Source organism: Enterococcus sp. 3G6_DIV0642, assembly GCF_002140635.1.
Classification (GTDB): Bacteria; Bacillota; Bacilli; order Lactobacillales; family Enterococcaceae; genus Enterococcus_D; species Enterococcus_D casseliflavus.
This window is the reverse complement of sequence record NZ_NGLH01000001.1, coordinates 3,238,110-3,259,932: the sequence shown is the minus strand read 5'-3', so window position 1 is coordinate 3,259,932 and position 21,823 is coordinate 3,238,110. Positions and strand designations below refer to the sequence as shown.

The following is a 21,823-nucleotide window of genomic DNA, read 5'->3' as shown; positions in this document are numbered from 1 at the left end:
GGCTGGCGATTTGCAGCGCCATCCGGTTTTTTATCCCCGTTGAAAAGGGCCTTTTGGTGCAATCAATTCAAGATTGGTACCGTCTGGATCTGTAAAGTAGGCAACACCTGTCCCGAAACCGCTTTTTAAACCATCTTGTTCTTCAAAAACGATGGGGGTGCCGTCAGGCTCAACGCCAATGGCTTTTAGACGAGCAACGGCTTCATCGATAGCTTCGACTTCAAAACAAAGATGCATCGCGCTGATTTGCTCATTGGAATAGCTAGCTTTGTTGGATCTTGGTTCGACGTATTCTAAAAGATCGATGTTGAGATTGTCTAAATGAAGATTGGCATATTTGATCAGTGTATCTTCTAATCCTTGCGTTTGCGCCATGCGTTTGCCGCCAATCGTATCTTGATTGGCGATTTTTTTTCCCGTTAATGCTTCATAAAATTGGATGGAACGTTCGAGATTGCTGACGGTGATTCCCACGTGGTTAACCATTGAAAAGCCTGTGTTTGTGTTTGTCATTATACTTCCTCCTAAGGTTTTGTTTAGTATATCGTTTGGTTAATGAAAATCGAATGTGTCTGGATCTGGACCCACTCGTAAGTCTTCATTTAATGCGTTCAAGCGGGCCATGTCAGCTTCTGATAAATGGAAATCAAAAATCGCTGCATTGGCGATCATTCGCTCGGGGTGTGTCGATTTGACATTGACTAAGATCCCTTGTTGAATAGCCCAGCGTAAAAGCACTTGTGCCGCTGATTTTTGCTGTGCATCGGCGATCGCCAAGACGGTGTCATCTTTCAGCAGTTTGCCTTGCATCAAAGGTGACCAGGCTTGGATCGTAATTGCTTTTTCGGCACAAAAAGCCCGCAGGTCTTGTTGCGTCAGTTTGGGGTGCAGTTCGATCTGATTGATAACAGGAACGACCTTAGTAACGGCCAATAATTGCTCCAGATGATGGATCTGGAAGTTGCTGACCCCGATCGCTTTGATTTTTCCTGCCGCATAGAGGTCTTCCAAGGCACGCCAGGACTCTTGAAATGCTTGATTTCCTGGCCAATGGATCAAGTACAAGTCGAGATACTCGAGGTTTAAGCGGGCCAAACTTTCATTGAAGGCGTGGATCGTTTCATCATAAGTTAAATGATCGTTCCAAAGTTTGGAAGTGACAAAGAGTTCTTCACGAACCAACCCCGTTTCTTGCAAGCCTTGTTTGATTCCTGCCCCTGTTCCTGTTTCATTGCCATAGATAGCCGCCGTATCAATCAAGCGATAGCCATTGATAATCGCTTGCTTCACAACCTCTGCTGTGTCAGCTTCAGGGATTTGAAAGACACCTAACCCTAAACCAGGGATTTTGCTGCCGTTGTTCAGGGTGACGGTATCTGATAATTTTTCGATCATAAAAACATCTCCTTTATTTTTTTCTGGTATCATCATATAATGAGGTGGTGATACTGTATAGTACGTACTTTTTTGTTTGATACCCACCTTTTGGTAACCTTTGTGTGGTATCAAGCGTAATGAGGTGGAAAAAATGGCAGAAAAAATTTATAATATCGGTGTTGAAGCAACGATGGATATCATCGGTGGGAAGTGGAAACCCATCATTCTTTGTAATTTGCGCCATGGGGCATTACGTCCCAGTGATTTACGGCGGAAGATCCCTGGCATCAGTCAAAAAATGTTGACCCAGCAATTGCGGGAATTAGAAGAATCTGACATCGTTACTCGCAAATCCTATAATCAAGTACCACCCAAAGTTGAGTATTCCTTGAGTGAATATGGAGAAACCTTAGGCGGCTTATTGGATACTCTTTGCCAGTGGGGCACGATGCACGTTGCTGCACTGCAAGGCAAAGGAGAGCAAGTTACTTTGTTAGAACAAGAAGAAGCGATGGTCTAACAAAGGGCAAGTGGCATGAGAAAAGGCGGCAGAAACCATTGGTTTCCGTCGGCCTTTTTAGGTTATGTTTGTTGGATCAATTCTAGAATGGCTTCAGTATTCATCCCGCTGTAATGATTGACAGGAAACGAAAAGCGCTTGATGCGTGGTGGGATGGCCTGCTCGATCATCGGATCTGTTAAAGAAAGCAAGGGATCGACCAAAACGAGTTTTTCTTGCGCAAAACGATAATTCGCCAGACGTTCTGGTGTCACAACAGTTACGCTGATTTGATCCTCGGACAGCAGTTGGATGTTGCGGGCGAAAATTTTAATTAGACTTCCAGCCAAAGTAGAACGATCAATAAAAACGACTTTTTCCAAAATGATTCTCCTTATTAATTAAAATGATTAATTAAGTATATTAATTAAATGGTTCTTTGTAAATAGGAACATTTGGGAGACAACAAAAAAGCCGCAAAAGATCTTTCTTTTGCAGCTTTTGGTTCGTCTATAAAAAGGTTTGATTCTTTTTTGATTAAATCACGATCACGGGTGTACCGACTTCGGCTTTGCTGTACAATTCTTTCATCACGCCTGGCGGAGTATTGATACAGCCGTGAGAACCACGGGTTTTCCAAAGATCGCCACCGTATTCCGTCTGCCAATCAGAATCATGGATACCGACACCGGTCCAATCGATGGGCATCCAGTAATCAACAGGGGACGCATAATCTTCACCAGTCAAGGTTGCATCTTCTTCTTTGTTCCAGACATAGAAGACGCCAGTTGGTGTTGGTGTGGCTGGTTTTCCGGAAATTATGGCTGTTTCAAGAACAAGCTGTCCGTCTTTGTAATACCACATGTGTTGGTTTTTTAGATCAACTTCGATATAGGTGTTGCCAAACAGCGGGCTGCCTGCATCGGTGCTTCCTTGAGCGATCGGTGTGCGGGTGAAGTCTTCGCCAGCTTTTAACGCCTCGATCAAGGCTTCTGTTTCTGCATCGGTTTGGATCGTCCAGCTAAGAGTACCGGCTGGGACTGTCACTTCGCCTTGCTTGGTACTTTTGAAGGTCGAAGAATTGGTGCTAGTATTGTATTGTTCGCCGATCGATGTGACATAGCTTCGTACTTTGTCTTCGTCGATCGTTGTGTTGCCGTCTTTATAAGAGAGCCAATCCATGATCGTTTCTCTTGGGATTTGAAACGTATTTCCGTTGATCGTATAATTGCCAGTTACTTTGGCGATTTTATTCAACGAATCCATTTCTTTCGTTAAGTCTGGATCATCGGCGGTCACACTTGGTTTTGTGACGTAATCAACGAGATTCAATTCCTGTTCGCCGCTGACGATGGCTTCTTGCAAGTCTGCCACTGCTTTGTCAACATCGATGGCGTCGCCGTCAACTTCTGGTTTGATAGAAAAACCGTCTTCGCCTTTTTCCAATGTTGCATCGGCTGATTTTGTACGATCTTCATTTAAGCTTTCGAGTTCTTTTTGGATCGTGTTGGTCTCGCTAGTCAAGGTGTCTTGGTCTACTGAGAGATTGCCTAGTGTTTTTTCTTCGGCAGCCGAAACGTAAGCCATTCCCCAGCTCCACTGATTTTGTTCATCTTTTAATGATTGCAGCTCATCGGTGAAATCCGTCTGCAAACCAAATTGAGCAAGGTTGACTGTTTTCCATTCGCTATCACCATCTTTGATGGTAAAGTCTTCTTGTGAATAGCGATCATGCAGCAGGGCATTGGCCTCAGCGACGGTTTTGTTGCTGATGTCGATCCCATCAATTTCAGTCTTTGGTAGAAAACGGTTTGCATAATATGTACTTCGGTAGGTATAGCCGCCAGCGATCACTACGAGTAAAGCAGCCACAACGATCAGAACAATTTTCTTCGTATTATTCTTGGCGTCAGTATGTTTGTTTGAACGAGTCATTCAACTACTCCTTTTTTCTAATGGCATAATAGATAATAACGCTTAAATCATACCATATTCCCACGGGAAAGCGAATATGGCAAATGAAACTTCCATGAAAAATAGAAAATTCTTAAACTATCTTTAGGCAAGCTGTAGAAACGCATTTCTTACGATAAAAAAACTGAACGAATTGGCAGCAAGCCATCTTGATCAAAGGGTTCTGAAAAAGAGTGAGCTGGAGGATTCGTTCAGTCGCATAATTGACTAACTAAATTTGACTATCTAACACGAGGGAAAAGAAATTATTGATTGTCTTCCGCATCTAATTTTGCAAAAGCTTCATCAAGAATATCTTTTAATTGTTTTGCCGAAGCGGCCATCCGGTCTTTTTCACCATCCGTCAATGGGATCTCAATCACTTTTTGGATCCCTTGGGCGTTGATAACTGCAGGCGCACCGATGTACAAGTCGTTTAAGCCGTATTCGCCGTTCATGTACACAGACAATGGTAAAACAGCATTTTCATCGTCTAAGATCGCGCGAGTGATTCGTGCTAAGGCTACCGCGATCCCATAGAAAGTCGCACCTTTTTTCTCGATGATGGTGTAGGCTGCATCACGAACACTGAAGAAAATGTTGACCATTGCTTCTTCATCGATGTCTGGGTTATTTTTGACCCATTCATAGATTTGTAGGCCAGCTACGTTGGCATGAGACCAAACAGGGAATTCTGAATCGCCGTGTTCCCCTAAGATATAGGCATGGACGTTACGGGCATCGACATCGACCAATTCAGCCAATGCTTGACGGAAACGGGCAGAGTCTAATGAGGTACCTGAACCGATAACGCGTTCTTTCGGGAAGCCTGAGAATTTCCAAGTAGAATAAGTCAAAATATCGACTGGGTTTGCTGCAACTAAGAAAATTCCGTTAAAGCCTGAATCAACGATTTGGGTAACTACTTCACGGTTGATTTTCAAGTTTTTATGAACTAAGTCTAAACGGGTTTCGCCTGGTTTTTGAGGCGCACCAGCAGTAATAACGACTAAATCAGCATCATGTGCATCTTCATAAGAAGCGGCATAGATTTTTTTAGGGGAAGTAAATGCCAAAGCATGGGACAAGTCAATTGCGTCGCCTTCTGTTTTTGCTGTATTTATATCAATGATTCCGACTTCTTGCGCAATGTTTTGGGTCACCAGCGCAAACGCGTAACTAGAACCAACCGCACCGTCTCCAACAAGAATTACCTTTTGGTGATCTTTTTTGTTCGTTTTTGCAGTCATCTGTGTATCATTCCTTCCGCATAATTGTTTTACTAGCTATCATCCTACCATTTTCAAGTATGTTTGTCATGTGATTTGCACAACAATATTACACAAAATATCGCTGTTTCAGTTGTAAATGCTTTCTTTGTTATTACGTCAAAAAGAAGATATATCAAGGTTTTATTAAGATTCGTTAAGAAAGATAAAAACTGAGCAAGAGGGTGCCACCATAACAGTCCATTTCGTGTTATAATTACCTAAGCAAAAGAACTGGGCGCATTTGTGTGCCCAGTATTTTGTGTTTGGATAAGAAAACCGATAAAATAGATGAAGAATCAGCTTGAAACTAGAAATAATGGAGCGTAAATAAAAAATGAAAATGATTGTAGGCTTGGGAAATCCTGGCAAAAAATATGAAAAAACCAAACATAATGTTGGCTTTATGGTAGTGGATGCGTTGGCACAAAAGTACCAAGCAACCTTTAAAAAGTCGGCTTTTGAAGCAGAGGTGGCAGAGTTTTTCTTGAATGGTGAAAAAATCCTTTTGGTCAAACCACAAACCTTCATGAATGAATCCGGTCGTGCGGTAGGCCCGTTGATGACCTATTTTGGCATCTACCAAGAAGAACTAGTGGTGGTCTATGATGACCTCGATTTAGCATTAGGGAAAATTCGTTTGCGCCAAAAAGGCAGTGCAGGTGGCCACAATGGGATCAAGAGTTTGATCGCTCATTTGGATTCAACAGTCTTTGACCGTATCAAAATCGGGATCGATCGTCCACGTCCAGGACAAACCGTGGTCAATCATGTCCTGAGTCCTTTTGCAAAAGACGATCTGCCCATCGTTTTACAAAGTATTGATAAAGCGGTCGAGGCAAGTAGTGATTACTTGACCAACGGCGACTTTCTTGCCACAATGAATCGATTTAACTAAGGAGGGCCGAGATGGATTTAATTGAATTAATAAATAAAGTGCCGACAGTGGCGGCTTGGCATACAGGTTTACGTGAACAGGCCCCCCGGCAATTACTGACCGGTCTAGCTGGATCGGCAAAAACATTAGCGATCACTGGTGTGTATCAGGCATTTCAAAAACAAGTGATCGTCGTGACCCCAAATCTCTATTATACAAATCAACTAGCCGAAGATCTGCGCAATGTGACGGAAGATGTCTATGTTTTTCCAGTGGATGAAGTGTTGTCAGCCGAAATGGCTTTTTCTTCACCAGAAGCACGAGAAGAACGCGTGGCAGCGCTGAATGCTGTTTCGCAAGGAAAAACCGGGATCTATGTGTTGCCGGTGGCGGCTTTGCGAAAGTATTTGCCTGAAAAGAAAACCTGGTTAGCCAACCAATTCCAATGGCAAATCGGCGATGAGATCGATTTAGAGCGTTTGCCGCAACAATTGATCTTGATGGGCTACGAACGTCAGTCAATGATTGGCAAACCTGGCGAATTCAGTATTCGTGGGAGCATCCTCGATATTTATCCATTAAACGCCGAATATCCCGTACGGATCGAGTTATTCGATGTAGAAATCGACTCGATGCGTTCTTTCAACGTGGAAACGCAACGCTCAGTGGAAACGCTGCAGCAAGTGGCTATTTTACCCACTACTGAATTGGTTTTCTCAGCGGAAGATTTAGCGGCGGGGCAAAAGCAGCTGCAAGAATTATTGAACAAACGGTTGGCAGTCACCAAAGAAGCAACCGATCGCGCCTTTTTAGAAGATTATTTTGGCCAGTTGGTTTCTCAATGGCAAGCGGGGATTCCTGGTGAAAGTGCCCGTTATTACACGGATTTGCTGTATCGTCAGCAAACGAGCGTCTTAGATTATTTTTCTGAAGATGCCTTTTTGATGATCGATGATTATGCTCGGATCATGGAGACCAATCGTGAGATCGAACGGGAAGAGGCGGAGTGGCATACCCAAAAATTAGCGGAGCTGCGAGTCTTTTCTGAACAGCAATTCGGGATCGATGTCCATCAGCTGCTGCAAAAAGAAACCTTTGTGACCAGCTTCTTTTCTTTATTCCAAAAAGGAATGGGGAACATTCGCTTCCAAGCGATCCATCAATTCCAATATCGGCCGATGCAGCAGTTTTTCAGCCAAATGGGTCTCTTGAAAGTTGAAATCGATCGCTGGGAGAAGCAGCAGCAGACGGTGATTTTTCTGGTCAGTGATCAAGAGCGGGCCAAGAAGTTAGAGCAAGATCTGCGAGATCATGATATCTATGCCGTGCAGACGCAACAAGACCGCCTGTTTACAGGACGCACCCAAATCGTGGTGGAACGTTTGCAAAGCGGCTTTGAAATGCCGCAAGACAAGCTAGTGGTGGTTACGGAAAAAGAAATTTTCCAAAAGATGAACAAAAAAAGAGCCCGCAGGCAAAATGTCACCAATGCGGAACGGCTCAAAAGCTACAATGAGTTAAAAGCGGGCGATTATGTCGTCCATGCGAATCATGGGATCGGGAAGTACATCGGCATGGAAACCTTAGAAGTCGATGGCGTCCACCAAGATTACATGACGATCTTGTACCAAAACGAAGACAAGCTCTTTATTCCAGTCACCCAATTGAATTTGATTCAAAAATATGTGGCTTCCGAATCGAAAACACCGAAAATCAATAAATTGGGTGGCAGCGAGTGGGCGAAGACCAAGCGCAAAGTGACGGCTAAAATTGAAGACATCGCAGATGATTTGATTTTATTGTATGCCAAACGCGAATCAGAAAAAGGCTATGCTTTTCAACCAGACGATGCCTATCAAAAAGAATTTGAAGATGCCTTTCCGTATTCGGAAACCGATGATCAGCTGCGCAGTACGGCAGAGATCAAGCGGGATATGGAAAAAGAAAAGCCGATGGACCGCTTGTTAGTCGGGGATGTTGGTTTTGGGAAAACAGAAGTGGCGCTGCGGGCTGCTTTTAAAGCGATCAAAGAAAGCAAACAAGTGGCTTTCTTAGTACCGACAACGATCTTGGCGCAGCAGCACTATGAAACGATGGTCGATCGTTTTGAAGGATTCCCCGTCAATGTTGGGGTACTGAGTCGTTTCCGGACGAAAAAACAGCAGAATGAAACGATCGAGCAAGTGCGCAAAGGGCAAGTCGATATTTTGGTGGGGACCCACCGATTATTGTCAAAAGATGTCGAGTTTGCTGATTTGGGCTTGTTGGTGATCGATGAAGAACAACGGTTTGGGGTTAAACACAAAGAGCGCTTGAAACAACTGCGTTCGCAAGTCGATGTGTTGACGTTGACGGCAACGCCGATCCCACGAACATTGCATATGTCGATGCTGGGGGTACGGGACCTATCTGTGATCGAAACACCACCAGAAAATCGTTACCCGATCCAAACCTATGTGATGGAGATGAATCCAGGAGCGGTGCGAGAAGCGATCCAACGGGAGATGGCACGGGGAGGTCAAGTGTTTTATCTCTATAATCGTGTCGATACGATCGAGCGAAAAGTCGAAGAACTGCAGGCGTTAGTGCCAGACGCACGAATCGCTTATGCCCACGGGCAAATGACCGAGATCCAATTGGAAAACACCTTATTTGACTTTATTGAAGGGCAATACGATGTGTTGGTGACGACGACGATCATTGAAACCGGTGTGGATATTCCCAATGCCAATACGTTGTTTGTGGAAAATGCCGATTACATGGGACTTTCGACGTTGTATCAGCTGCGTGGCCGTGTCGGTCGAAGCAATCGGGTCGCCTATGCGTATTTCATGTATGAACAGCAAAAAGTGTTGAATGAAGTCAGTGAAAAACGCCTGCAAGCCATTAAGGACTTTACCGAGTTGGGGTCAGGTTTCAAAATCGCGATGCGAGATCTTTCGATTCGTGGAGCGGGTAATCTATTGGGGGCGCAGCAGCACGGCTTTATCGATGCAGTCGGGTTTGACATGTACTCGCAAATGCTGTCTGAAGCAGTCACTCGGAAACAAGGGAAAAATACCCAAACAGAAAAAACGACCGTCGAGATCGATCTGGGGATCGATGCCTACTTACCGACTTCGTATATTGAAGACGAACGGCAAAAAATCGAGATCTACAAACGAATTCGTGAGCTGGAATCCCAAGAAGCAGTTGATGAACTTCAAGATGATCTGTTAGACCGTTTCGGTGAATACCCTGTAGAAGTGGCACATCTCTTAACGGTGGGCGAGATCAAAATGAACGGCGATCGTGCCTTGTTAGAAACTATCCGCAAGCAGCAGCAGACGGTGTCGTTTACTTTGAGTAAAGTCGGCACGAAAAATTATTCGGTGGAGCAGCTGTTTGAAGCATTGAAAGCTACTAAATTAAAAGCCACGATGGGTGTCGATCATGAGCAAATGACCATCAAATTACAGATTCCGCCAGTGATGAAGGAAAGCACCTGGCTATTAGAAATCCAAGATTTTGTCAAAGCGTTACGGGAACAAAAATACGCCAGCCAAGGCTAGAAAGGAACCAGCGGGATGCCGAAATCACAATTGAAGCGTACGATGGAAGGGGCGTTTATTTTAACGATCGCTTCCTTTATCGCAAAAATCTTAAGTGCCGTTTATCGGGTCCCTTTTCAGAACCTGGTAGGGGACGAAGGGTTTTATGTGTATCAACAAGTCTATCCGATTTATGGATTGGCGATGACGTTAGCGTTGTCAGGGTTGCCACAGTTTATCTCCCGCATCGTCGCTGAAGAACCCGATCCTTTGAAAAGCAAGGAACGGCTGCAAGCGTTGACGCCTTTCGTACTTTGGTCTGCGATCGGTTTATGGGCGGTGACCTTTTTATTTGCTGGTCCGATCGCACAAGTGATGGGGGACCACCAACTGGCGGGCTTGATTCGAGTCGTTTCTTTTACCTTCTTATTTGTCCCGCCTTTGACCTTTTATCGAGGAATGTTTCAAGGAAATTTGCAAATGGTGCCGACAGCAGTTTCCCAAGTCGTAGAGCAGCTGCTTAGAGTTGGTGTGATTTTAGGTGCTGCGGCAGCTTTCCAGCAATTGGGCTGGACGATTTATCAAACGGGGACTGTCGCCATGATAGGTGCCTTAGTCGGGGGCCTTGCGGCGTGGTGGATCTTAAGTTATTATAGCCGACAAATCAACGGCAAACGCCTGTCGCTATGGCACAAACCGGTCACCAGTACAGGAGAAAATCCCGCTGGTTTATCCGCCTCGTTGAAGAAACGGTTCTTCTTAGAAGGCGGTCTGTTGACGATTTATAGCGGCTATTTGATCTTGTTCCAGTTAGCGGATTCGTTTTTATTGACCAATGCGCTAGAAGCGGGGGGGGTGACGGCACAAGCAGCCCGAATTTCAAAAGGGATCTATGATCGCGGACAACCCCTCGTCCAACTAGGTCTTGTGGTGGCGATGGCGTTAAGCTCGACGTTTTTACCAACGTTGACCAAGTATTTGACGGTAAAAAATCAGCAGCTGTTTGAAAAGTCGGCAAAAATGTATTTGCGCCTGACGATCGGGATTGCTTCGGCTTCCGCCGTGGGCTTAGCGATTTTGCTGCCTTATATTAACTTTGCCTTATTCAAAGACGGTTCTGGCAATGCGGCGCTGGTATTGTTTGTCTTTTCTATCGCTCTGATGGCGACGATCCAAGCCTATCAAAGCATTCAACAAAGTCGCAATACCTATACCTTCGGCTTGCTCGCTGCGGGGATCGGTCTTTTGATCAAATGTCTATCGATGTGGCCGCTGACTGCTTCTTATGGGACTGCAGGAGCGAGTATCAGTACACTGTTGGGGTTAGGCGCGACCTTATGCTGTTTTGTGGTTTCCGAACAGCGTCGAGCACAAAGCAGCATCAATCACTTTTGGCATGAAGGAAATTATGGAAAAAAACTATTTATTTGTTTAGGGATCATGGCAAGCGTGCTATTCTTATATTATAGCTTCGTTGCGATCTTATTGAACGGTCCTTTGACCCATCGACTACAGGCACTGCTTTTTTGCCTAGGCGGTGTCGGTCTGGGAGGCGCAGCCTTTATCGGGGCAGCGATCAAAATCAAATTGTTAACGATTCGCGAATGGCTGTTAGTTCCATTTGGAAAGAAACTATTAAGAAGAGGTGAAAAACATGAGATTAGATAAATTTCTTAAAATCTCCCGCATCATCAAGCGTCGCTCTGTGGCCAAAGAAGTGGCAGACAAGGGACGCATTCAGATCAACGGCAAATTAGCCAAGTCAAGCAGTGACGTCAAAGTAGGCGATACCATGCGCATTCAATTCGGGAATAAGGTCTTGGAAGTAAAAGTCAATGAATTGCATGAATCGACGAAAAAAGAAGACGCTGCAAAAATGTATGAGATCGTTTCAGAGGAAAGAATCTCAGAAAATGCTTGATTTTTATGGCATTTTCAGTTAGACAAGCTTTGCGGATGTTGGTATAATGTAAAAAACAAAGACAGCGACGGGAGCGAGTTCAGGTGGCAAAAGAATCAAATAAAAAAATAGAACTATTGCAGACCGATTATGCGAAAGAGCAATTTGCCAAGTTTGAAAAAGAGCGGCGGCAAGTCGTGTTTCGCCGACGTCGGCTGGTGGCGTTTTTCGTGGCGGCATTAGCGATATTTGCGATCGTAGGGATTCAAATGTTCAACGATCAAATGCGCCTGCAAAAGCTAAAGGAATATAAGGCGGAAACAGTCGCCGAACAAAAAGAGGCAGAACAAAAGGTGGCTTCACTGGAGCGAGACGTTGCCTTGCTGCAAGACGATGAGTATGTGGCAAAATTGGCACGCAGCCGATTCTTCTACTCAAAAGATGGTGAAAAAATCTATCCAGTCTTGCCAGACGGGACGGATTCTCAAAACACCAATGAGCGTTCTTCGCAAAGTGGACAAGAATCATCATCCACAGAGTCACAAGATTAAGCAATGTCATACCTACTCAGCGCAGTAGTTTGAATTATTTTAAATGGGTAAAAATTAGGAGGAACATTTTTTATATGTCAATCGAAGTTGGAGCGAAACTAAAGGGCAAAGTGTCTGGTATTACAAATTTTGGTGCGTTCATTGATCTTGGTGAAGGGAAAACTGGTTTGGTGCATATCAGTGAAGTATCAAACGGATTCGTCAAAGACATTCACGACGTGTTGTCTGTTGGGGATGAAGTGACAGTACTTGTTACGGCAATCGGCAACGATGGAAAAATCGGCCTATCGATCCGCAAAGCAGAAGATAAACCGGAAGAAAAACGTGAATACCCGAAAAAAGAATTCAATCGACCAAATCCGAAAAAATCTTTTTCACGCAATCAAAATACGAATGTAAATAAACAAGACTTCGATTCATTGATGAGTTCTTTTCTAAAAGATAGTGATGATCGTCTTTCGTCATTACGTCGAAATACAGAAGGAAAACGCGGTGGCCGCGGCGGACGCCGTAACTAAACATGAATAGCAAGTTGGAAAAAGCTGGAACAAAACTGTTGGTTCGTTTTGTTTCAGCTTTCTTTCTTGTGGGAGTACCATATGAGAAGGAGGTCAAACGATGGTCATTCAAACCGTTCGAGGGCAACTCACTGCCATCGATCCTGATAAAAACCGACGCTTTTTGCTGGCGGTATCGACGGGCGTCGATTCGATGGTCTTGTTGCAGATCTTTTGTCAGTTGTTTCCCGAAATGCAAAAAGAGCCATGTTTTGGCGTGGCACATGTAAACCATCAATTGCGTCCAGCATCTGCCAAGGAAGCGGCTTTTTTACGGCAGTACTGCCAAGAACGCGGCATTCCTTTTTATGAGCGGTGTTGGGAAAATCCGCCAGAAACCGGCGTAGAAGCTAGCGCTCGCGACTTTCGCTATACGTTTTTTGCCGATGTCATGTCCCAAGAAGGCTATGATGTTTTGCTAACTGCTCATCACAGTGATGACCAAGTAGAAACGATGTTGATGAAGATGATGCGAGAAGGTCGCTTGCGATCGGCTGGCGGGATGCAACAGCAGCAGCCTTTTCACACAGGGGTCTTGTTGCGTCCACTGCTTACTGTCAGCAAGGCAGCGATTTACGACTATGCGCAAGCACAGCAGATTCCCTACTTTGAAGACGAAAGCAATCACGAACCGCTGTATTTGCGAAACCGACTACGCCAGCAAGTAGTGCCAGCCTTAAAAGCGGAAAATCCGCAGCTGCTGCCACATTTTCAACAGCTTTCTGAAGAAGTACAGTTCGCCAATCAGCTGATCCAACAAGAGCAGCAACAATGGTTGTCTGCGTTCGTTCAACAGCAAGCTGCTCGCTTAGTGATCGATCTGCAACAGCTGCCGACGTTTTCGCCGGCGCAACGTTATTTTTTCTATGCGGGATTTTTACAGCAAGCAGAGGCTTTTACGAAGCAGCCCCTCAATCAAAAACAGCTGCCACAGGTATTGCGTCTGCTAGATGAAAAGAAAGGGCAATGGCAATTGGCGTTGCACAAACAGTGGCAGCTGCGGCGCAGTTATGACCAATTGTTATTGGAACCTGTTACTGTTCCCCAAAAGCCTGCAGCGCCGTTGACAGAAGTTAGTCAGCGGCTGGTTTTAGGGGAGGGGATCTATCTTTCTGAAAAGGAATGGATTGGGTATTTTCCGATAAATGAACAGCATATTCCCAAAAAAATCACAAATTGGTCAGAGTTTTCCCAAGATTTACCGCTAAACTATTCCTCTGAGCTGATCGTCCGTAAGCGTCAGCCAGGAGACCGAATCCGCTTGGCACGTGGCCTGACCAAAAAGATCAGTCGTTTTTTTATCGATTCAAAAATTCCTAATGAAGAGCGAGAAAAAAGTTGGGTCGTCACAAACCTTGATAAACAGGTGATTGCCTTACTACCTCATGCATTTTCCTATTTGAGTATTGCGCCAGAAACTGATAAAATACACTACATACTTCTTTATAAATATCAGAAGTAAGAGTTGGAAGGAGAACTTTATGCTAGATAAAGATATTGAGAAAATTTTGATTTCCCGTGACGAAATCAAAAATCGTTGTGTGGAACTTGGTCAAGAATTAACGGCGGCTTATGCGGATAAAAATCCTCTAGTCGTAGGTGTGCTGAAAGGTGCCGTTCCTTTCATGGCAGACATCGTTCGTGAGATGGATTGTTACTTGGAGTTAGACTTCATGGATGTCTCAAGTTATGGCAATGCCATGATTTCATCTGGAGAAGTCAAGATCATCAAAGATTTAGATACAAATGTTGAGGGCCGTGATCTCTTGATCGTTGAAGACATCATTGACAGCGGTCGCACATTGGCTTATCTGGTGGATCTATTCAAATACCGTAAAGCGAAATCAGTGAAAATTGTAACGTTATTAGATAAGCCAGAAGGTCGTGTTGTTGAGATCGATGCAGATTATGTCGGCTTCGATGTGCCAAATGAGTTTGTTGTTGGATATGGACTGGACTATGCAGAGCAATATCGAAACTTACCTTACGTTGGCGTCTTAAAACCTAGTGTTTATCAGTCAAATTAGTGACTGTTCTAAATCAATTGTGATACAATTAAATGGTCAGGATTGATAAAACAAAATAGCCAGGGAGGTACGCATGAATAAGAAAAATAACGGTATGGTAAAAAATACCTTATATTATGTACTTGTCTTGTTGGCGATGGTCATGGTCGTTTATTTCATTTTTGGAAATGGCAATCAGCAGACCCCAACGATCGAGTACTCCACGTTTACAGAGCAACTGAAAGACGGGAAGATCAAACAGTTTACTGTTCAACCCGCTAACGGTGTGTATCGAATCGTGGGTGAATACAATGAAGAACAAACCGTCAGCAATGACAACAGCTTGTCTGTTTTAGGCAATACACAGGCGAGTTCGACCCGCTTTTCAACGATCATTTTACCGAATGATTCCACACTAAGCGAAGTCACCAGTTTGGCCTCGGCAGAAGGGGTCAAAACCACGATCGAAGAAGAATCCAACAGCGGCATTTGGTTATCGCTTTTGGTTAGCTTCTTACCACTTGTGATCATCATTTTCTTCTTCTACATGATGATGAGCCAACAAGGTGGCGGCGGTGGCGGTGGCGGCCGTGTGATGAACTTTGGCAAATCAAAAGCCAAAGAAGCGGATAAAAAAGCCAACCGCGTGCGTTTTTCAGACGTAGCCGGTGCAGAAGAAGAAAAACAAGAGCTTGTCGAAGTCGTGGAATTCTTGAAAGATCCTCGACGCTTCGTTGAATTAGGTGCTCGTATCCCAGCAGGTGTCTTACTTGAGGGGCCTCCAGGAACCGGGAAAACATTACTAGCCAAAGCCGTTGCTGGTGAAGCTGGCGTACCGTTTTACTCGATCTCTGGTTCAGATTTCGTTGAAATGTTTGTCGGTGTCGGTGCAAGCCGGGTGCGTGACTTATTTGAAACAGCGAAGAAAAATGCACCAGCCATCATCTTTATCGATGAAATCGATGCAGTCGGTCGCCAACGTGGTGCCGGTATGGGCGGCGGACATGATGAGCGGGAACAAACATTGAACCAGTTATTGGTTGAAATGGATGGTTTTGATGGAAACGAAGGCGTGATCGTCATTGCCGCAACGAACCGTTCGGATGTTTTAGATCCAGCGTTGCTACGTCCAGGTCGTTTTGACCGTCAGATTTTGGTTGGTCGTCCAGACGTGAAAGGTCGTGAAGCGATCCTCCGTGTCCATGCCCGCAACAAACCTTTATCAGATGATGTTGATTTGAAAGTCGTTGCCCAACAAACACCAGGCTTTGCTGGTGCGGATCTGGAAAACGTCTTGAACGAAGCTGCATTAGTTGCTGCTCGTCGTAACAAGAAAAAAATCGATGCTTCAGATATCGATGAAGCAGAAGACCGCGTGATCGCTGGTCCTGCGAAGAAAGACCGGGTCATCAACAAACGCGAACGTGAAATGGTTGCTTACCATGAAGCAGGACATACCATTGTTGGGTTAGTCTTGAGTCGTGCCCGTGTGGTACACAAAGTAACGATCATTCCTCGGGGACGTGCGGGTGGTTACATGATCGCCTTGCCGAAAGAAGATCAATTCTTGATGACCAAAGAAGATATGTTTGAACAAATCGTTGGGTTGCTTGGTGGTCGTACGGCTGAAGAAATCATCTTCGGTGTACAATCAACGGGTGCTTCCAATGACTTTGAACAAGCAACTGCGCTTGCAAGAAGTATGGTGACAGAATATGGAATGAGTGACAAGTTAGGTCCAGTTCAATATGAAGGAAACCATCAAGTCTTTGTTGGTCGTGATTATGGTCAAACAAAAGCGTACTCTGAACAAGTTGCCTTTGAAATCGATCAAGAGGTTCGCAAGATTTTAATGGATGCTCATCAAAAAGCCCGTGAAATCATTGAAGAACACCGTGCACAGCACAAATTGATCGCTGAAAAACTGCTTGAACATGAAACATTAGATGCCAAAGCAATCAAATCCTTGTTTGAAGAAGGCAAAATGCCTGAAGGAACCGAAAGCTCTGAGTATCCTAGTGAAAAAGCTCAAACGTTTGAAGAAGCGAAACGTGCGCTGGAAGAAAAAGATGCAGAGAAGCAAGCTGCAGAAAAACACAGCGAAGATGCACCATCAAACGATTTTGATCAACAATTGGAAGACGTTCGCCGCAATAGCGAAAGCCAACCGACTGATCAAGAAAACAAAGATGATAACGCCTAAAACAAGACGTATCAAGGCACCGAGGGAACTCGGTGCCTTTTTGTTTCTATTTAAGAAGACTTTCCTTAAATTCAAACACATTCAGTTGAAAAAAGCGGCGCTTCCTAGTATGATTCATTAATGAATAAAAAGGAGAATCAAGATGAAGGATTATTTAGTAAAAGCACTCGCATATGACGGCTTCGTCCGAGCATATGCAGTATCGGCAACAGAAACGATCGCCGAAGCACAACGACGCCATGAAACATGGAATACGGCATCCGCTGCTTTAGGGCGAGCGATGGTGGGAAGTTTGTTATTAGGCAGTACCTTAAAAGGGGAAGACAAATTGACCGTCAAAATTCAAGGAAATGGTCCTGCTGGGGCAATCGTCGTAGACAGCAATGGCCGTGGGGACGTAAAAGGATACATAAAAAATCCGCAGATCAGTCTGCCGTTGAACCCTCAAGGAAAATTGGACGTTCGGGGCGCAGTGGGTGACCAAGGGATCTTTACCGTGATCAAAGACTTAGGGCTAAAAGAACCCTTCTCTGGACAAACACCGATCGTTTCTGGGGAGCTTGGGGAAGACTTTACTTATTATTTAGCAGTGTCAGAACAGATTCCTTCTGCTGTTGGTCTGAGTGTATTAGTAGAAACCGATGATTCGATTCGGGCAGCCGGTGGCTTTATGCTGCAGATCATGCCTGGTGCCAGTGAAGAGATCATTGATGCCATCGAAAAACGTTTGGGAGAATTGCCTCGAGTATCAACCTTGATCGATGAAGGACAATCACCAGAAGAGATCTTAGCGACATTGTTGCCAGATACGACGATCGAAGTACTAGAAAAAATGCCAGTTCAGTTCCATTGTGATTGCACGAAAGAAAAATTTGCGACGGCGATCATCACCTTAGGGGCTGATGAGATCCAAGCGATGATCGATGAAGACCACGGGGCAGAGGCAGTCTGCTCGTTTTGTGGCAACAAGTATCATTTTGATGAAACGGAATTGGCGGCATTGAAGAAAGAGGCGGAAGCGTAAGTGAAAGATAGACAGACATGGCAGATCGGCTCGGTTGAGATTCCTAACCGCGTCGTCGTTGCGCCAATGGCAGGGATCACCAATTCTGCGTTTCGTGTGACAGTCAAAGAATTTGGCGCGGGTTTAGTCGTCTGTGAGATGATCAGTGATCGAGGGATTCAACTGCGGAACAAGAAGACCCTTGAGATGCTGTTTATTGACGAGACCGAGCATCCTCTTAGTATTCAGATTTTTGGTGGGAATAAAGCATCCTTAGTAGAAGCAGCGCAATTTGTCGCAGAAAACACAACTGCCGATATCATTGATATCAACATGGGGTGTCCTGTAAACAAAATCATCAAAGCAGAAGCTGGTGCGAAGTGGCTTTTAGATCCCGACAAGGTTTATGAAATGGTCCATGCTGTTTCCAGTGCGATCGACAAGCCCGTTACCGTCAAAATGCGGATCGGTTGGGATGAGCAGCACGTCTTTGCAGTTGAGAATGCCCAAGCCGCAGAAGCAGCGGGTGCCGCAGCGATCGGTATGCATGGCAGAACCCGTGTACAGATGTATGAAGGATCGGCTGATTGGGACGTGTTGAAACAAGTGAAGCAAAGTATCACGATTCCCTTTATGGGCAACGGCGATGTCAAAACCCCTGAAGATGCCAAACGAATGTTGGAAGAAGTCGGTGCAGATGCAGTGATGATCGGACGGGCAGCGTTAGGCAATCCGTGGATGATCCACCGCACCAAGCAATACTTGGAGACAGGCGAGTTATTGCCGGAACCAACACCACGAGAAAAAATTTCGACAGCGAAACTTCATTTAGAACGGTTGGCTGATCTAAAAGGGGAAAAAATCGCTTCGCGAGAATTCCGCCAACATGCTGCGTACTACTTAAAAGGTATTTCGCGGGCAGCCAAAGTCAAAGCGGCAATCAATCAAGCGGAAGATAAGCAGACGATTTTTGATTTATTAGATGCATTTGTGGAAAAGACCGAAAAACAGCCGCTAGCAACTCTTAAGGAATAAGAAACAAATCAAGTCGATTCGAAAGTTCGGCTTGATTTTTTGCGTCATCATTGGCATTATAAGAAGGAAACCCAAGTTAAGAATGGAGGAAAACTCGTGACAGAGGAACGACAAACACAAGAAGAATTGAATGATCAAATGTTGGTTCGCCGTGAAAAGATGGAAAAACTACGGGAAGAAGGCATTGATCCTTTTGGCAAGCGATTCGAACGCACCCATAATTCTGCCGAGTTACATGAGTTATTTGATCAAAGAACCAAAGAAGAATTAGCCGAAATGAATCTTTCAGCAAGCATTGCAGGAAGAATCGTTACAAAACGTGGAAAAGGTAAGGCTGGTTTTGCGCATTTACAAGACCGCGAAGGCCGTATTCAAATATATGTACGTAAAGACCAAGTAGGGGATGAACCTTACGAAGTATTCAAACACGCAGACTTAGGTGATTTCTTCGGCGTATCTGGTGAAATCATGAAGACCGATACCGGTGAAGTGACCATCAAAGCCAAAGAAATCGTGATCTTATCAAAAGCATTGCGTCCATTGCCTGACAAATACCATGGCTTGACGAACGTAGAACAACGCTACCGTCAACGTTACTTGGATTTGATCAGTAATAAAGAAAGCTTTGATCGTTTCATGAAACGAAGCCAAATCATCAGCGAAATTCGTCGTTACCTTGACGGTCATGGGTATATCGAAGTCGAAACGCCAGTATTGCATAATCAAGCAGGTGGTGCAGCGGCTCGTCCCTTCATTACCCACCACAATGCCTTAGACATGGATCTGTATTTACGGATCGCTCTTGAGCTTCACTTAAAACGATTGATCGTGGGCGGCATGGAAAAAGTCTATGAGATCGGCCGCGTTTTCCGAAATGAAGGGATCGATACGACCCATAATCCTGAGTTTACGATGTTAGAAGCGTATACGGCATATACAGATTTCAAAGATGTGATGGATCTGACCGAAGGCATTATCCGTAATGCTGCTGAAAAAGTCTTGCATACAGCAACGATCCAATACGATGGACAAGAAGTCGATCTAGCTAGCGACTTTGCACGAATCCATATGGTCGATGCAATCAAAAATCAAACAGGTGTTGATTTCTGGCAACCAATGTCCGTTGAAGAAGCCCGCAGCTTAGCGAAAGAACATCATGTTGAAATCACTGATGCCATGACTGTTGGCCATATCATCAATGAATTCTTTGAGACATTTGTTGAAGAAACGTTACAGCAGCCAACCTTTGTCTTCGGTCATCCAGTGGAAGTTTCGCCATTAGCGAAAAAGAATCCAGAAGATGAACGCTTTACCGACCGCTTTGAATTATTTATCGTTGGTCGTGAATTTGCGAATGCCTTCACGGAACTAAATGACCCAATCGATCAAAGAGAACGTTTTGAAGGGCAAGAAAAAGAGCGCGAAGCAGGAAATGATGAAGCCCATGGGGTGGATGAAGATTTCTTAGAAGCACTTGAATACGGTATGCCGCCAACTGGTGGATTAGGGATCGGGATCGATCGCTTAGTGATGCTGTTGACAGATGCGCAATCGATTCGCGACGTTTTATTATTCCCAACAATGAGATAAAAAAACTCCGTCCACTCGCAAGAGATGGGCGGCTTTTTTTCTTGTCTGCTGGATCAGGGAGAAAAACAGCGAGGAATTAGAGGGAAAAACGCCAGGATAGTTGCCAGAAAACGGATTAAATACGAACGATAAAAGCTGGATCCAATGCGATTAGACGGGTTTGTAAAAATTGAAAAAAGCCATAGAAAATGATTGACCGCAAGGGATTTAGTTGGTATATTATTACATGTGCCAAATGACTAAATGAATTCCTAAAAAGAATTGAAAAAAGTAGTTGACGCACAGCTCGACAGATGATATTATAACGAAGTCGCAATTTTAAAAAAGTTAATTGATGTTGATAGATCAACAAAATTAATTGAAAAAAGTTGTTGACAAATAACAAATCATTTGTTATTCTAATTAAGTCGCTGAGACAGCCGCTACGAAGTTGAAAAACTACGAGCGAAAAAAACTTTTAAAAAAGAGTTGACAATCAAATGTCGCTCTGATATGATATAAAAGTTGCTAACACAGCACGGTAGACCTTTGAAAACTGAACAAAGCAAGCAAACGAACCAATGTGTAGGACGTTTCAATTTATTGAAACAAATACATGCAAGCAATAGCTAGCAAAGTTAATTTTTATGAGCTTAATGACCGTATGGTCATTCAAACAAATCATTATGAGAGTTTGATCCTGGCTCAGGACGAACGCTGGCGGCGTGCCTAATACATGCAAGTCGAACGCTTTTTCTTTCACCGGAGCTTGCTCCACCGAAAGAAAAAGAGTGGCGAACGGGTGAGTAACACGTGGGTAACCTGCCCATCAGAAGGGGATAACACTTGGAAACAGGTGCTAATACCGTATAACACTATTTTCCGCATGGAAGAAAGTTGAAAGGCGCTTTTGCGTCACTGATGGATGGACCCGCGGTGCATTAGCTAGTTGGTGAGGTAACGGCTCACCAAGGCAACGATGCATAGCCGACCTGAGAGGGTGATCGGCCACACTGGGACTGAGACACGGCCCAGACTCCTACGGGAGGCAGCAGTAGGGAATCTTCGGCAATGGACGAAAGTCTGACCGAGCAACGCCGCGTGAGTGAAGAAGGTTTTCGGATCGTAAAACTCTGTTGTTAGAGAAGAACAAGGATGAGAGTAAAATGTTCATCCCTTGACGGTATCTAACCAGAAAGCCACGGCTAACTACGTGCCAGCAGCCGCGGTAATACGTAGGTGGCAAGCGTTGTCCGGATTTATTGGGCGTAAAGCGAGCGCAGGCGGTTTCTTAAGTCTGATGTGAAAGCCCCCGGCTCAACCGGGGAGGGTCATTGGAAACTGGGAGACTTGAGTGCAGAAGAGGAGAGTGGAATTCCATGTGTAGCGGTGAAATGCGTAGATATATGGAGGAACACCAGTGGCGAAGGCGGCTCTCTGGTCTGTAACTGACGCTGAGGCTCGAAAGCGTGGGGAGCGAACAGGATTAGATACC

18 protein-coding genes and 2 other annotated features are annotated in these 21,823 nt (G+C 44.7%); of the genes, 13 read left to right on the top strand and 5 right to left on the bottom strand.

The genetic code is table 11. From position 1 onward, the window contains the following. Window positions 1–30: 30 nt before the first annotated feature. Window positions 31–513 carry a VOC family protein gene (locus tag A5878_RS15740; protein ID WP_005230712.1) on the bottom strand — a complete coding sequence of 161 codons (483 nt, stop codon included), beginning with the start codon at window positions 511–513 and terminating at the stop codon, window positions 31–33. A 39-nt stretch (window positions 514–552) separates the two neighbouring features. Beyond that, window positions 553–1,431 (bottom strand): aldo/keto reductase, encoded by an 879-nt coding sequence (locus A5878_RS15735; RefSeq protein ID WP_373270296.1) that lies wholly within the window; start codon window positions 1,429–1,431, stop codon window positions 553–555. A gap of 97 nt (window positions 1,432–1,528) precedes the next feature. On the opposite strand from A5878_RS15735, the gene A5878_RS15730 reads away from it, so the two are divergent. After that, on the top strand, window positions 1,529–1,897 hold the full coding sequence (locus tag A5878_RS15730; protein ID WP_005230715.1) for a helix-turn-helix domain-containing protein: 369 nt from the start codon (window positions 1,529–1,531) through the stop codon (window positions 1,895–1,897). A 62-nt stretch (window positions 1,898–1,959) separates the two neighbouring features. On the opposite strand, the gene A5878_RS15725 is transcribed toward A5878_RS15730, so the two are convergent. The 3 genes from A5878_RS15725 to A5878_RS15715 all read right to left on the bottom strand — a co-directional run bounded on the left by A5878_RS15725 (window position 1,960) and on the right by A5878_RS15715 (window position 5,079). After that, window positions 1,960–2,259 (bottom strand): hypothetical protein, encoded by a 300-nt coding sequence (locus tag A5878_RS15725; protein ID WP_005230717.1) that lies wholly within the window; start codon window positions 2,257–2,259, stop codon window positions 1,960–1,962. Between the two features lie 154 nt (window positions 2,260–2,413). Beyond that, entirely contained in the window at window positions 2,414–3,811 is a 1,398-nt protein-coding gene (locus A5878_RS15720) for a L,D-transpeptidase family protein (protein ID WP_005230719.1), read from the bottom strand. A gap of 284 nt (window positions 3,812–4,095) precedes the next feature. Continuing rightward, window positions 4,096–5,079, bottom strand: coding sequence for an L-lactate dehydrogenase (locus tag A5878_RS15715; protein ID WP_005230720.1), 984 nt, complete (start codon window positions 5,077–5,079; stop codon window positions 4,096–4,098). Between the two features lie 355 nt (window positions 5,080–5,434). Between A5878_RS15715 and pth the strand changes: the two genes are divergently transcribed. The 12 genes from pth (at window position 5,435) to lysS (ending at window position 20,349) form a co-directional block, all read left to right on the top strand. Continuing rightward, on the top strand, window positions 5,435–5,995 hold the full coding sequence (pth, locus tag A5878_RS15710; RefSeq protein ID WP_005230721.1) for an aminoacyl-tRNA hydrolase: 561 nt from the start codon (window positions 5,435–5,437) through the stop codon (window positions 5,993–5,995). An 11-nt stretch (window positions 5,996–6,006) separates the two neighbouring features. Next, window positions 6,007–9,525 carry a transcription-repair coupling factor gene (gene mfd / locus A5878_RS15705; RefSeq protein ID WP_005230743.1) on the top strand — a complete coding sequence of 1,173 codons (3,519 nt, stop codon included), beginning with the start codon at window positions 6,007–6,009 and terminating at the stop codon, window positions 9,523–9,525. A gap of 15 nt (window positions 9,526–9,540) precedes the next feature. Then, window positions 9,541–11,172 carry a polysaccharide biosynthesis protein gene (locus tag A5878_RS15700; RefSeq protein ID WP_086295769.1) on the top strand — a complete coding sequence of 544 codons (1,632 nt, stop codon included), beginning with the start codon at window positions 9,541–9,543 and terminating at the stop codon, window positions 11,170–11,172. Further along, the gene (locus A5878_RS15695) at window positions 11,159–11,425 is read left to right on the top strand and encodes an RNA-binding S4 domain-containing protein (protein WP_005230745.1); all 267 of its coding nucleotides are present in this window, start codon (window positions 11,159–11,161) and stop codon (window positions 11,423–11,425) included. Before A5878_RS15700 ends, A5878_RS15695 begins: the two co-directional genes overlap by 14 nt. 83 nt (window positions 11,426–11,508) lie before the next feature. Next, entirely contained in the window at window positions 11,509–11,955 is a 447-nt protein-coding gene (locus A5878_RS15690) for a septum formation initiator family protein (protein ID WP_005230746.1), read from the top strand. A 74-nt stretch (window positions 11,956–12,029) separates the two neighbouring features. Further along, complete coding sequence (locus A5878_RS15685) at window positions 12,030–12,473, top strand: S1 domain-containing RNA-binding protein (protein WP_010748998.1); 444 nt, start codon at window positions 12,030–12,032, stop codon at window positions 12,471–12,473. A gap of 100 nt (window positions 12,474–12,573) precedes the next feature. Continuing rightward, window positions 12,574–13,974 carry a tRNA lysidine(34) synthetase TilS gene (tilS, locus tag A5878_RS15680; RefSeq protein WP_005230749.1) on the top strand — a complete coding sequence of 467 codons (1,401 nt, stop codon included), beginning with the start codon at window positions 12,574–12,576 and terminating at the stop codon, window positions 13,972–13,974. Window positions 13,975–13,993: 19 nt separating this feature from the next. Beyond that, window positions 13,994–14,539 carry a hypoxanthine phosphoribosyltransferase gene (gene hpt, locus A5878_RS15675; RefSeq protein ID WP_005230750.1) on the top strand — a complete coding sequence of 182 codons (546 nt, stop codon included), beginning with the start codon at window positions 13,994–13,996 and terminating at the stop codon, window positions 14,537–14,539. 73 nt (window positions 14,540–14,612) lie between these two features. Continuing rightward, window positions 14,613–16,721 carry an ATP-dependent zinc metalloprotease FtsH gene (ftsH, locus tag A5878_RS15670; protein WP_005230753.1) on the top strand — a complete coding sequence of 703 codons (2,109 nt, stop codon included), beginning with the start codon at window positions 14,613–14,615 and terminating at the stop codon, window positions 16,719–16,721. A gap of 142 nt (window positions 16,722–16,863) precedes the next feature. Next, window positions 16,864–17,745 carry an Hsp33 family molecular chaperone HslO gene (gene hslO, locus A5878_RS15665; RefSeq protein WP_005230756.1) on the top strand — a complete coding sequence of 294 codons (882 nt, stop codon included), beginning with the start codon at window positions 16,864–16,866 and terminating at the stop codon, window positions 17,743–17,745. Beyond that, window positions 17,746–18,759, top strand: a complete 1,014-nt coding sequence (dusB, locus tag A5878_RS15660; RefSeq protein ID WP_005230757.1) for a tRNA dihydrouridine synthase DusB — start codon at window positions 17,746–17,748, stop codon at window positions 18,757–18,759. It begins immediately after the preceding gene. Between the two features lie 96 nt (window positions 18,760–18,855). Then, a complete protein-coding gene (gene lysS / locus A5878_RS15655; protein WP_005230758.1) occupies window positions 18,856–20,349 on the top strand; it encodes a lysine--tRNA ligase in 1,494 nt (497 codons plus the stop codon). Window positions 20,350–21,018: 669 nt separating this feature from the next. Next, window positions 21,019–21,583, top strand: a sequence feature (16S ribosomal RNA rRNA prediction is too short). Window positions 21,584–21,603: 20 nt separating this feature from the next. After that, window positions 21,604–21,791, top strand: a sequence feature (16S ribosomal RNA rRNA prediction is too short). Window positions 21,792–21,823 lie beyond the last annotated feature (32 nt).

Coding starts and splice junctions, on each gene's coding strand:
- ftsH (WP_005230753.1), top strand. CDS start 14,613: ATGAATAAGAAAAATAACGGTATGGTAAAAAATACCTTATATTATGTA.
- A5878_RS15715 (WP_005230720.1), bottom strand. CDS start 5,079: ATGACTGCAAAAACGAACAAAAAAGATCACCAAAAGGTAATTCTTGTT.
- hslO (WP_005230756.1), top strand. CDS start 16,864: ATGAAGGATTATTTAGTAAAAGCACTCGCATATGACGGCTTCGTCCGA.
- pth (WP_005230721.1), top strand. CDS start 5,435: ATGAAAATGATTGTAGGCTTGGGAAATCCTGGCAAAAAATATGAAAAA.
- mfd (WP_005230743.1), top strand. CDS start 6,007: ATGGATTTAATTGAATTAATAAATAAAGTGCCGACAGTGGCGGCTTGG.
- A5878_RS15695 (WP_005230745.1), top strand. CDS start 11,159: ATGAGATTAGATAAATTTCTTAAAATCTCCCGCATCATCAAGCGTCGC.
- A5878_RS15720 (WP_005230719.1), bottom strand. CDS start 3,811: ATGACTCGTTCAAACAAACATACTGACGCCAAGAATAATACGAAGAAA.
- A5878_RS15730 (WP_005230715.1), top strand. CDS start 1,529: ATGGCAGAAAAAATTTATAATATCGGTGTTGAAGCAACGATGGATATC.
- hpt (WP_005230750.1), top strand. CDS start 13,994: ATGCTAGATAAAGATATTGAGAAAATTTTGATTTCCCGTGACGAAATC.
- tilS (WP_005230749.1), top strand. CDS start 12,574: ATGGTCATTCAAACCGTTCGAGGGCAACTCACTGCCATCGATCCTGAT.
- A5878_RS15685 (WP_010748998.1), top strand. CDS start 12,030: ATGTCAATCGAAGTTGGAGCGAAACTAAAGGGCAAAGTGTCTGGTATT.
- A5878_RS15740 (WP_005230712.1), bottom strand. CDS start 513: ATGACAAACACAAACACAGGCTTTTCAATGGTTAACCACGTGGGAATC.
- A5878_RS15700 (WP_086295769.1), top strand. CDS start 9,541: ATGCCGAAATCACAATTGAAGCGTACGATGGAAGGGGCGTTTATTTTA.
- A5878_RS15735 (WP_373270296.1), bottom strand. CDS start 1,431: ATGATGATACCAGAAAAAAATAAAGGAGATGTTTTTATGATCGAAAAA.